The 12,546-nt window shown below is 34.0% G+C and carries 8 protein-coding genes and 1 pseudogene; 2 read left to right on the forward strand and 7 right to left on the reverse strand.

Going from position 1 to position 12,546, the window contains the following annotated elements; all coding sequences use genetic code 11:
- Positions 1 to 46: 46 nt before the first annotated feature.
- Positions 47 to 2,689, forward strand: a complete 2,643-nt coding sequence (gene alaS / locus AAGD53_RS04795; RefSeq protein WP_341762395.1) for an alanine--tRNA ligase — start codon at positions 47 to 49, stop codon at positions 2,687 to 2,689.
- Between the two features lie 434 nt (positions 2,690 to 3,123).
- Positions 3,124 to 3,588 carry a peptidoglycan-associated lipoprotein Pal gene (pal, locus tag AAGD53_RS04800; RefSeq protein ID WP_341762396.1) on the forward strand — a complete coding sequence of 155 codons (465 nt, stop codon included), beginning with the start codon at positions 3,124 to 3,126 and terminating at the stop codon, positions 3,586 to 3,588.
- Positions 3,589 to 4,219: 631 nt separating this feature from the next.
- On the opposite strand, the gene AAGD53_RS04805 is transcribed toward pal, so the two are convergent.
- The 7 genes and pseudogenes from AAGD53_RS04805 to radA form a co-directional block, all read right to left on the reverse strand.
- Complete coding sequence (locus AAGD53_RS04805) at positions 4,220 to 5,317, reverse strand: glycoside hydrolase family 3 N-terminal domain-containing protein (RefSeq protein WP_341762397.1); 1,098 nt, start codon at positions 5,315 to 5,317, stop codon at positions 4,220 to 4,222.
- Between the two features lie 9 nt (positions 5,318 to 5,326).
- Positions 5,327 to 6,817: a replicative DNA helicase gene (locus tag AAGD53_RS04810; RefSeq protein WP_341762398.1), complete on the reverse strand. Its 1,491-nt coding sequence runs from the start codon at positions 6,815 to 6,817 to the stop codon at positions 5,327 to 5,329.
- A 10-nt stretch (positions 6,818 to 6,827) separates the two neighbouring features.
- Positions 6,828 to 7,757: a thioredoxin-disulfide reductase gene (gene trxB / locus AAGD53_RS04815; protein ID WP_341762399.1), complete on the reverse strand. Its 930-nt coding sequence runs from the start codon at positions 7,755 to 7,757 to the stop codon at positions 6,828 to 6,830.
- A 14-nt stretch (positions 7,758 to 7,771) separates the two neighbouring features.
- A complete protein-coding gene (locus AAGD53_RS04820; RefSeq protein ID WP_341762400.1) occupies positions 7,772 to 8,650 on the reverse strand; it encodes an alpha/beta fold hydrolase in 879 nt (292 codons plus the stop codon).
- 267 nt (positions 8,651 to 8,917) lie between these two features.
- Complete coding sequence (locus AAGD53_RS04825; RefSeq protein ID WP_341747269.1) at positions 8,918 to 9,847, reverse strand: AEC family transporter; 930 nt, start codon at positions 9,845 to 9,847, stop codon at positions 8,918 to 8,920.
- A gap of 91 nt (positions 9,848 to 9,938) precedes the next feature.
- Positions 9,939 to 10,799 (reverse strand): ribonuclease D, encoded by an 861-nt coding sequence (locus tag AAGD53_RS04830; RefSeq protein ID WP_341763423.1) that lies wholly within the window; start codon positions 10,797 to 10,799, stop codon positions 9,939 to 9,941.
- A 318-nt stretch (positions 10,800 to 11,117) separates the two neighbouring features.
- Positions 11,118 to 12,454 (reverse strand): annotated as a pseudogene (radA, locus tag AAGD53_RS04835) (DNA repair protein RadA).
- Positions 12,455 to 12,546 lie beyond the last annotated feature (92 nt).

A 12,546-nucleotide genomic window follows, 5' to 3' on the forward strand; every position in this document is an offset into this window, starting at 1 on the left:
TATAATACTGCTATCTTCAAGAATGTTACGCTATCAGGATTTACTAATGACTAAACTTACCACTGAAGAAATTAGAAGTAAATTTATAAGTTATTTTGTTGCAAATAATCATATGCACGTTCCAGCTAGCTCCCTAATTCCTCATAATGATCCTAGTTTAATGTTTGTTAATTCCGGGATGGTACAATTTAAAAATGTTTTTACCGGTCAGGAAACTAGAAACTATCAAAGAGCCACTACTAGTCAGAAATCACTACGTGCTGGTGGTAAGCATAATGATCTTGAGAATGTTGGTTATACTGCAAGACATCATACCTTCTTTGAAATGTTAGGGAATTTTTCTTTTGGTGATTATTTTAAAGAACAAGCAATATATTATGCTTGGAATCTTTTAACCAAGGAATTTGCTATCGCCAAAGAAAAATTATATGTAACTGTTTATCATACTGATGAAGAAGCAGCAAGCTATTGGAAAAAGATTGCTAATTTAAGTGATGACCGAATTATTAAAATAGCAACCAATGATAATTTTTGGTCAATGGGAGATACCGGACCTTGTGGACCATGTTCAGAAATTTTCTATGATCATGGAGATAAGATACTAGGAGGCTTACCTGGTACAAAAGATCAAGATGGCGATCGCTATATTGAGATTTGGAATATGGTCTTTATGCAATTTGAACAATTGGATAGCAATACTAGGATTGCCTTACCTAAACAATCCGTTGATACCGGCATGGGACTAGAACGTATTAGTGCTGTATTGCAAAATGTATATGATAATTATGACATAGATTTATTTAAGGAAATAATTGCTTATACGGAAAGTATAGTAAAAGTTAAAGTAAAAGGGGAAGCAAAATTTTCTTACCGGGTTATTGCTGATCATTTACGAGCTTGTGCCTTTCTAATTAGTGATGGTGTCATGCCGTCAAATGAAGGCAGAGGATATGTACTTAGGCGTATTATGCGTCGAAGTATGAGGCATGCACATATACTTGGTAGCAGTGAACCTTTAATGCACCGATTGCTACCAAAACTAGTAGATCTTATGGGTGCAACTTATCCTGAACTGAAGAGGGCTGAGGCTTTTACCCGTAGTATCTTGGAACAAGAAGAATTAAGATTTAAAGCAACTCTTGAACGAGGTCTTAAGCTGCTTGACGATGAAACACAGCATCTTAATAAAAATTCAGAACTTTCAGGAGAGATAGCCTTTAAATTATATGATACATATGGTTTTCCTCTCGATTTAACTGAAGACATATTAAAAAGTAAACAGATATCAGTTGATCTTGATAGCTTTAATAATAAGATGCAAGAGCAAAAAGAAAGGGCAAGAAAAGCTTGGTTAGGTTCAAATGAGTCACAAATTGATCAAATATGGTTTGATATTAAAGGCGAATTTGGTAGTACTGAATTTTTGGGTTACTCTTTGGATAAGGCAGAAGGTAAGATATTAGCTCTAATTCAAGATAATAAATTAGTCAACAATATAAAAACTAGCGAAGAGCAATTTATTCTAATTAGTAATCAAACTCCTTTTTATGGAGAATCTGGTGGACAGATGGGAGATATAGGCTTTATCAAATCAGCAGGTAATAAAATTAAGGTAGTAAATACTTTAAAATATCTTGGTTCAATAATTGCTCATATATGTGTTTTACAGGAAGGAACAGCTATCCAAGTAGGAGATAATGCTGATTTTGCTATTGATGTCAAGTACCGTAAAAATTTAAGAATTCATCATTCTGCAACTCATATACTACATACAGTATTACATCAAGTGCTGGGGAAACATGTAACACAGAAAGGATCGCTGGTAGCACATGATCGTCTGCGTTTTGATATTAGCCATATGACACCACTAACAAAACAAGAAGTTATATTGATAGAAGATAAGGTAAATCAAATTATCACTGATAATTTTAAGGTTACTACAACATTAATGTCAACAGATGAAGCTATTAAGGCAGGTGCTATGGCTTTATTTGGAGAGAAATACGATTCTGAAGTAAGAGTGGTAGCAATGGGCAACTCGCTTGAGTTATGTGGTGGCACGCATGTTAATAGAACTGGGGATATTGGAATATTTAAAATTATTAGCGAAAGTAGCGTTGCAGCTGGCGTTCGAAGGATAGAAGCTGTTTGTGGTGAATTTGCCATAAAATTAATTAGACAAAACGATACTATAATTGATGACTTGTCTTCAACCTTAAAAATAGGTAAGAATGAAATTACTGATAAAGTAAATAACCTGATTGCCAGTAAAAAACAATTAGAAGATAAGTTAGTAGCTACTCAGGTCTCTATGCTTGATTTGAATATTGAACAAATTGCCAAAGAATCAATCCGTGTATCAGGTATAAATTTTGTCTATAAACTAGTACAAAACTTGGATACTAAAATATTACGCTTATCTGCCCAGCAAATAGCTGATAAGTCGGATAATCTAGTGATTATATATATAGGTATGCCTGATTTGCAGGGTAAATTATCTATTACTATTGCGGTTAGTAAAGAAATTAGCAATAAGGTACATGCAGGTAACTTAGCTAAAGAAGTGTCTGTATTCCTTGGCGGTAGCGGCGGTGGTGGTCAGGCGAATATAGCCCAAGCTGGTGGCACGGATGTAAGTAAAGTAGGAAAGTTACAAGATATGATAAGGGAGTTGTTATCTAAGTTCTGAATTATTAAACGTCGGCTATATACACTTCAGTTATGGATTAAAATTTTTAATTTTAATCCATAACTGGCTAGAATATCAGAAAAATGCATTCTTGAAACGGTTCTACGAATGCATTTTAATCTATTATCGCTAATAATCTTATTTTTATTGGTATAAAAATAAGATTATTAGCAAATGAAATATTTAACAATCAGGCATCAAACCGCTTTAAGCCTGATTGTTTACACTCTCATTCCAATTTCGGATTAATTTCATTAATCCGAAATTGAGGTTATACGATATTTTTACCACATCCATCCAAGAGTTTAATGCTAAAACTATTTTAGGCTTTTAAGTGACAGTATGATAATATATAATACACAGATAAGATGTTTAACAATTCTTTCTGTTAAGCAAATATAATCAATAGCTTTATTTAAATTAAGGAGTTTGTTATGCTAATACAAAAAACTGCAATAGCTTTTTTAGCACTATTTGTGCTTTCTGGATGTGGTAGTAAAAAGAAACCTAAAGAAGCGGAGGTAACTCCTGCTGTTGAAGAATGTTCTTTAGCTGCTGATTTCGAAAGAAATGTTGGTGATAGGGTGTTTTTTGCTTTCAATAAATCAGATATTTCAAGTAAATCAAAAGAACAGCTAAATAAACAAGCCGTTTGGTTAAAAAAACATTGTCATACTAAAGCTACTATTGAAGGACATTGTGATGAAAGAGGCACAAGAGAGTATAACTTAGCACTTGGTGAAAGAAGAGCAGAAGCTGTACGAAAATGCCTAGTTGGTCTAGGAATCGATAATAACAGACTTGATACTATCTCTTACGGTAAAGAGAAACCAGCTGTTATGGGTTGTGACGAAGCAGCTTGGGCACAGAACCGTAGAGCTGTAACTGTTATAAAATAAAGTAGTTAGCGTAAATTGTCGTAAGTAACCTGAATTCGACATAAAAATAATTATTATTCCCCTTCGATGTCACCCCTGCGTAGGCAGGGGTGACATCGTCACGACTGTCGAAAGTTCAACAAACGTCATTGCGAGAAGCCGCTGCAAGCGGCGACGCGGCAATCTAAGATACGCGAAGCGTTACTCTAAAAAACAGCTTCGCTGTTTATTTGGATCGCCACGGCATCTAACGATGCCTCGCGATGACGGCTGTGTTTAATTTGTTTATACATATTCAATCATTACGCTCTTAAGTTGACGCCTATGTACTTTCGCAGGGGTGACATCGTCACAACTGTCGAAAGTTCAACAAACGTCTATTAGCGAGGAGACCGTAGGTCGACGAAGCAATCCATATGACAAGCTTCATGGATTGCGCGCTCACGTACGTTCGCTCGCAATGACGGTTTAGGGCTGACAACGCTCATCGCAATGACGTTTGTTGAACTTTCGACAGTTGTGGTGACATCGTAGGATCGTATCTACCCTCAATTAGCCTTTTTTAGGGTGTTTTTTGGATTCCCGCCATTGCTAAGAATGACATCGTTTTTGTCATATAACTACCTCCCACATCTTATCTAAAAGCAGAATTTTAAACCACCTGACAAACAGCAGTCATTTCTTCTATATCACTACTACAATGTAGCACTAAGTCGCAACCAGCTACAATAGTTTGCCTAGCAACTTCAGCTATACTTGCAACAAATTCTGCCTTCAGTTTTGGGAATTCTTCTACTAAATATTTTTTTAGTCCGGTCTGGTCGGATTTGTCTTTAATAATTCCGTATTCAATAAGTTTTTCTAAATCTTGATCACTTATCGTAGTCGTAGAATCCTGCTTTTCAAAAATCGTCAGAGGTTTTTTAACTATTGAGTATTTAGCTCCAATTTCACCATGCAGGGCAAGCATACAAATATCATCTGAAACTAACATACCTTTAAAACCAACGTCATTTCTAATGAACTTTATAGCAGTGGGCGATAAAGTTACTGGTAGTTTGGTATCTAAAGCCTCAAATACAATGTGAGCTGTCATAGCCCATCCTGCCTTAGCATTTTTAGATAGTTGTCTAAACACTTCAAAATCTGTATTATTTAATTCAGCAAGTGAACTGGTAACACGCGGCAACTTATAATGACTATCACACGTAGCTCTGCCATGCCCTGGTATATGCTTAATAATGGCAATGCCTCCCTGCCCTTCTATCGCCTCTATTGTTTTTGTACATAAATCAACTACTTTTACTACAGAATCTCCAAAGCTACGATCTCCAATAGCATTATCAGTATAAGGGTAACGCAAATCAGCAACTGGACAACATGGTGAGTCTATTCCATATTCTTTTAAACTCTTCATCAGGCTTGAATAATTTTCAAAAACTTTTAAGTACGCATTCTCTGCACCTTCTTGATCATATATTTTACCGAAATCACCAACAGGGGGATATTCTATATCTATGATAGGTGGCTTCAACCTTGCAACCCTGCCACCCTCCTGATCGACAAAAATCAATATATTATAGTCATATAAGCCTCTTAAATCTTGTACTAACTTTAGTAACTGTTCTCGATCCACAATATTTCTCTTAAAGAGAATAAAGCCATATATTGGATTTTTTAAAAATAATTCCCTTTCTTGTGCAGTCAAACTAGTACCAGCAATACCAAATATTAAAGGTTTCTTGAGCATTTATTATCCCTATAGTGTTTTCTGTAAATTACTAAATTTTGAATATTGACCATCATAATGAAGTTTTATGCTACCAACACGACCATTACGATGTTTTGCTATTATAATATCGGCAATATTATATACTTGATTTAAATTACTCAACCATTCTGCGTGTTTTTCTGCGTATTTTGCATCACTCGAAGGAGGCTCTTTACGAGTTAGATAATATTCTTCTCGATAAATAAACATCACTATATCCGCATCTTGTTCAATAGCCCCAGATTCTCGCAAGTCAGATAACATTGGTCTCCTATCTTCTCTAAGTTCTACAGCTCTAGATAATTGTGATAAAGCAATTACTGGGATATTTAATTCTTTTGCTATAGCTTTTAATCCTTGAGTAATTTCTGAAATTTCATTTACTCTATTATCAGATTTATTTATTCCTCTAATCAACTGCAGATAATCTATAAATAATATACCAAGATTATGTTTACGCTTCATTTTTCTTGCCCTAGTACGAATAGCCGCAATGGATAAAGATGGCGTATCATCAATAAAAAATGGTATGTCAAGAGCTATAATTTCTCTACGTAATCGATTATAATTCTCTTCTGTCACATGACCAGACCGTAAGGCTGAAGAGTCAATGTTAGTATGCATGGAAAGAATACGAGTAGCAAGCTGCTCAGATGACATTTCAAGAGAGAAAAAACCTACTGACTGATCTTTTTCTTGTTCCTTATTTTTTAACTTCATAGAATTACAAGCATTTATCGCAAGATTTATGGCAAAAGCTGTTTTCCCCATTGATGGGCGTGCAGCAATGACAACTAAATCTGAATTATGAAAACCTGATAACTCCCTATCTAAATCAATTAATCCTGTAGAAATACCTATTACGTGATTAGAATTCTTCATAGCTCTGTCAATATTGGCAAGGGACTCTGAGAGAGACACAGCAATTTTAACAAAACTCTTGTCATTAATTCCTTCACTAGCAAGGTTATAGAGTTTACCCTCTGCATGCTCTATTTGTTGACTTGCATCATATTCTAAAGAGGAGTCATAAGCATTATTAACTACCTCCTCCCCTATCTGAATTAAATTACGCCTTATTGCCAAATCATAGATTATTCTTCCATAATCAAGGGGATTAATTACCATCATCGATAAAGTAACCAGCTTATTTAGGTATTCGCTGCCACCTAATTGCTGAAATAATTCATCTCGTTCTAACATACTTCTAAGCGTTACCGGAGTAGCAATTAAGCCTTTTTCGGTAATAACCTCAATAGCATTATAGATCTTTTGATGTATCGGCTCAAAAAAATGATCTGATCTTAGGAATTCTGAGACAGTATTTAAGTAATCATGGTTGACTAAAATTGCTCCTATCAACATTTGCTCGGCCTGAACATTTGCTGGTAAAGTTCGAGCAACAGGTAAAACTATACTTGTCTCATTTGATCCACTTAACTTATCTGCTTTATCACTCACTTTTTTACTACGAGGCATAATTTTTTATTTAATGGTTTAAAAACTTTTCTACTTCTAAAGCTGCCATGCATCCTGTACCAGCAGCGGTAACTGCTTGTCTAAAAATTTTATCCTGTACATCTCCAGCAGCGAAAACACCTTTAACACTGGTTTCCGTTGAATTTGGTTTAGTAATAATATAATTATCACTATCTATATCTAGTTGTCCTTTGAACAAAGCAGTATTCGGCATATGACCAATTGCTACGAATATACCAGTACAATTAATTAAACTAAGCTCGCCTGTTTGAGTGTTTTCAAGCTTGGCTGAATTAACCGATTTAGGATTATCAGTACCAATGACCTCAATCAGTCTATGATTCCACATGACCGATATTTTGGGATTTCTAAATAATCTCTCTTGTAAAATCTTTTCGGCTCTAAAACTATCCCGGCGATGAACAATAGTCACCTGACGTGCATGATTAGTTAAATATAATGCCTCTTCAACAGCACTATTCCCCCCACCAATAACTAATACATCCTGATTCTTGAAAAAAAAACCATCACAAGTAGCACAAGCTGAAACACCATACCCTTTGAATTGTGCTTCGGAAGGAATATTAAGCCACCTTGCTTCTGCACCGGTACATATTATAACGCCGTCCGCCCTAATTATACCAGACGAGGTGGTCACCACTAAGGGTTTTTTTGAAAAATCAACTTTTTCTACATAATCACAGATAATTTCTGCACCAACATTTTTTGCCTGTTGCATCATTTGTTCCATTAACCATGGACCTTGAACAGGTTCTGCAAAACCTGGATAATTTTCAACATCTGTAGTAATAGTTAGCTGCCCACCTGGCTGCATACCATGCAATAATATCGGTTTTAGTGCTGCCCTAGCTGTATAGATTGCTGCACTCAGTCCAGCAGGACCTGAACCTATAATAAGTACTTTAGTAGAACGATTCATAGCAACCTAAATTTTTATATTTTCAAAGCATTTACCCAAGATTTTATATAACTAATCTGATCATCAGTCATTAATGAAGGTACATGACCAGCATAATCGACAACGAAAAGATCAAAATCTTTGGTTTCTTTCATTTTCTCAATAGTAGATTGTTGTAAAATTTCTGATTTAGCCCCGTGAATAACCAACAATTTACAAACAATCTTATTCCATATAGTCCATATATCAACATTTTTGGGCTTATTTGCATTAGCATTCATACCTTGTACTATGGCAGGATCATAATTCATTTTATATTTTCCGTCTTGGGTTTTTATAAAACTATATTTGGTAAGATGATCCCAATCTTCCTCACTACTAATACCGAATTGGCTATATATTAGCTTTAAATGTTGCTTGGCACTAACTAAATCAACAAATGAGGGAGTTTGACCTGCATATTGACCGATTTTAACTAGAGAAGATGCTGGAATAAAAGGTCCTACATCATTTATAATCATTGCTGTGATAAGTTCCTTATATTTGCTAGCTAGCACATAACCAATTATTCCACCCATGGAAGTACCAAGCCAAATACAGTTGTTAATACCTAATTTTTTTAAAAAAAGCACCGTATCTTTTACATATACTTGATAATTATAATGCTTTTTCGTTTTAAAAACATCACTATTCCCACGTCCTGGATAATCTATAGCAATTACTCGAAAATTATCACTTAATGCCATAGCGATTTTATCAAAATCATGAGCATTCCTAGTTAAACCATGGGTACAAATTATTACATTTTCATTATTAGGGTCACCAAACTCAAGATAAGCTATTTTATGAGCTGGAATATATTGTGAGCCTAACCAATTAATATAAGATCCAACTTGGATAAATTTTTGTATCATTTTTTTCTACTAATTAATTTTAAGTCGGGGATGCCCTCCACAACTGTTGAAAGTTAAAAAACCGTCTATTAGCGAGGAGGCACAAAGTGCCGACGTGGCAATCTTGTGAAGTAGTACTCAAATCACCTCGAGGTCGCCTAACAAAAGCAGATATTACTTCATGAGATTGCCACGTCGGCGATTTCATCGCCTCCTCGCTAATAGACGGTTTTTTGGCTAAAACCTTTCCTGTTTAGCTATATGTCTTACATCAATAGCTGAGGTTAGTTAATTCAAATCGCTTAAAAATATAGTTACCATAACTGGTATATATACTACACCAAAAAGCAGGGAAAGAAATACTGTGGTAGCAACTTTTTCTGGATAAAATTTTTGTAAACTGGCTATGACAATTACGTTTGCTGCCATAGGAGCAGTTGAAAGAAGCCTTAAAGCATTGTAATAATTCTCATCATACCATCCTAAAACAAACTTATCCAAAAGAATAAATATGTTAACCCCTAGTGGATAGAATAAAAATTTTGCCATGAAAGTAGCTAAAGTAAACTTTATGTCTATTTCAAACTTTTGCAAAGCTGAAAGAGCTAAACCAACCATAACCATACCAAGTATAGAAAATGCCCCCCGCATGTTATATATAAAATCATCTAGGAAATCAGGTAAAGTAAAACCAGCAAAACTAAATAAACAACCAAGTAAAAAACCGTTTAAAATTGGTAACTTCACAACCTTTAATATACTTTCACTACTATTAGCAAAGCTCCTAGCACAAATATAAAAGCCTACTGATGATTCGAAAATATTTATTCCTATAACTGCCATCATATAGATGCTTAAAACATAATCATCAAAGAGAGTAGCGGCTATTGGCAGCATAAAATAACCACCATTAGCGGTACCTGCAGATAATGCTATAATGTTTCGTGTATGATCAAGCCAATATCGCCCAAAAAAATAGTAGGAAAATATTGATAACGAAGTGGCAATGAAAAAAACAACTACAGTAACGCTTAATGCCGATAAAGTCAAAGTAGTACTGGCAGGAATAGCAAAAAAAACAATAGGAGATATAAAATAGAATAACAAAGAAGCTATACTATCTCTCTCAACTTTAGAATATCTTCCTGCTAAAAAACCAATTACTACACTCAGTAATACAGAAATGGTTTTAAAAAAAACTATAGTAAAAATTGCCATGTAATAAAAGCCAAAAGATATCAGATGCTGTTTTACTTAACCTTTTAGACAATAGCAAATTTATTCCACAATTAACATAAATAAAGTACCTTTATTCACCTAATTCTTGTATAGCAAGACACAAATCTGCTAATTGAGTTCTATATTTTTGTTTACTAAGATAGCGACTATTTAATTTAAGATTTTCAAAATCTTTATTACTGGTAGGTAAATATTGACAAATCTGTACTAATTCCTCATCAGAAATAAAATGTCTCCTTGGTAAATCTATTGTACTGGCTTGTTCCTCCCGATAAGCTGCCATAATTTTCATTTTATGAATAAAAGACTCTGAATGATTATTGAATCTAACTTTTTGCCAAGCTTTTTGTACATTAATAATATAATTTTCAACATTAAGCAAAGATTTTATTTGCTCGTCATATTCGTTTTGTAAGTTATTATCTTGAATTATTTGTCGCAATACCTTGTAAATCGGTTCTAAATATTCAACATCTTTAATAGCATAATTTAACATATTAGCATTAATTGGACGCTTTAACCAATTAGACCTTTGGTAAGTTTTATCAATGTGAACTAAGCAAATTTTGCTACATATATCCGAATAACTCAAATATTTACCAAAATCACAAATACCAGCTGCAATTTGTATGTCAAAAACATTTTTAGGCAGTTTCTTAAATAAACGATAAAATATCTCAAAATCCTCTCTAGGGGCGTGAACTATTTTAAGAATTTTATCGTTCAGAAATATTTCGTTAATAGGAGAAAGATCCAAATTGCTCAAAGTGTCAATTATCACTTTATAACTACTGGCCATAATTTGAATCATGCTAAGCTGAGCAAAATAGGTATTTTTACGCAAGAACTCAGTATCAACACTTATAGTCTTACAATCTAATAACTGTCGACAGAATTCATTTAATGCTTTCTGATTATCAATAATAAGTATTTTTGAAGTATTAGTAATTAAATTGCTCCTATATAATAAATTTGGTATTTTTCTATACGCGAATTTGGGATTCTATGCTTTTTTGTGGTTAAAAGTAGCGTAACACTTTTACGCTACTTTGTCAAAGATGGAATCCTTAATTTATAACACTTATCTTAAAATAAGTGTTTCATAAGTGCTACAATTAAAAAAACAATTAAGACATTTCAAGAAACAGATAATCGGAACTATTAAACTGATGTCTCCCATCGAACTAAGGTAAAATAGTCAAATAAGATTCTAATAATACTATTAGAATTTCATAAGTGTGAATTTTAACTATATCAACTCTTTCAATTCTTTTATATTACTAATTGGACAAATTAGGTTATTACTTAACTTTTCAAGTTTGGAGCAAATTAATTTATTGAATCCTAATTTCGTTGCTTCTTTTATTCTCATTTCTGCTGCATTGACTTTTCTTATTTCACCAGATAAACCAATTTCTCCAAAAAAAACACTATGTTCTGGCACAGCTTTATTATTTGCTGCAGAAATTAAAGCAGCTGCAACAGCTAAGTCTGAAGCTGGTTCTGAAATTTTAAGCCCACCAGCAACAGTTAAATATACTTCCTTAGAAGTTAAGTTAAGACCAAACCGTACATTAAGTACAGCTATTATCATTGATAATCTATTTAAATCCCATCCTACAACCGAACGTCTTGGCATTGGCATATTGGAAGGAGCAATTAATGCCTGAATCTCAATTAGTAATGGTCTAGATCATTCAATTCCAGCAAATACCGTTGTCCCGCTAACATTTTTATCCCTTTTCATCAAAAATAGCTCGGAAGGGCTAGAGACTTCCATAAGACCACTAGCAGTCATCTCAAAAACACCGATTTCTCCTATTCCACCAAATCTATTTTTAATAGAACGCAAAATACGAAAATGACTATTAGGATCACCTTCAAAATATAGTACGGTATCAACAAGATGTTCGAGTAACTTAGGACCAGCTAATTGCCCATCTTTTGTCACATGACAGCTAAGTAAAATAATAATATTATTTTGCTTAGCATAGCTAACCAATTCATTAGCACAGGCTCGAATCTGCGAAATAGTGCCAGGTGGTGATGATAGTGTGCGAGTTACCATTGTTTGAATTGAATCGATTACTACCAAATCAATATTATTTTTATCAGCATCAATAGTTGAGATAATATCTTCGATATTAGTGGCAGCTAAGATAGATGTTGTTCATTATTAAGACCTAATCTTAAGGCTCTTAGCTTTATTTGGTCAATGGATTCCTCACCAGTTATATATAAGCAATTCATTCTAATTTTATCACAAAAAGAACTTGCCACTAAGTGTAATAATAAAGTTGATTTACCAATGCCAGGATCACCACCAATTAAAATTGCCGAAGAGGAAACCAACCCGCCACCCAACACCCTATTTAATTCATTTATAGGTGTAGGAGTACGTAATGATTCCACAACAACACCATCAAGCTTTTGTATTTGTTGTTTATTGCCTAACCTAACTTGTACTTGACTAATTACCTCTTCCTCAATTGCTCCCCATAAGCCACAATCAAAACATTGTCCTGCCCATTTTGATGTACTATTACCACAATTTGTACATATATATTGCTTTTTAATTTTACTCACTTTCCTAATTTTAATTCCTAGTTAACCTAGATTTAGCCTGACATCCAAACGCCTTAGGATGTCATCCCACAACTGTTGAAAGTTTACAAATA

The organism is Candidatus Tisiphia endosymbiont of Melanophora roralis, from assembly GCF_964026575.1.
Classification (GTDB): Bacteria; Pseudomonadota; Alphaproteobacteria; order Rickettsiales; family Rickettsiaceae; genus Tisiphia.

Coding starts and splice junctions, on each gene's coding strand:
- alaS (WP_341762395.1), top strand. CDS start 47: ATGACTAAACTTACCACTGAAGAAATTAGAAGTAAATTTATAAGTTAT.
- pal (WP_341762396.1), top strand. CDS start 3,124: ATGCTAATACAAAAAACTGCAATAGCTTTTTTAGCACTATTTGTGCTT.
- AAGD53_RS04805 (WP_341762397.1), bottom strand. CDS start 5,317: ATGCTCAAGAAACCTTTAATATTTGGTATTGCTGGTACTAGTTTGACT.
- AAGD53_RS04810 (WP_341762398.1), bottom strand. CDS start 6,817: ATGCCTCGTAGTAAAAAAGTGAGTGATAAAGCAGATAAGTTAAGTGGA.
- trxB (WP_341762399.1), bottom strand. CDS start 7,757: ATGAATCGTTCTACTAAAGTACTTATTATAGGTTCAGGTCCTGCTGGA.
- AAGD53_RS04820 (WP_341762400.1), bottom strand. CDS start 8,650: ATGATACAAAAATTTATCCAAGTTGGATCTTATATTAATTGGTTAGGC.
- AAGD53_RS04825 (WP_341747269.1), bottom strand. CDS start 9,847: ATGGCAATTTTTACTATAGTTTTTTTTAAAACCATTTCTGTATTACTG.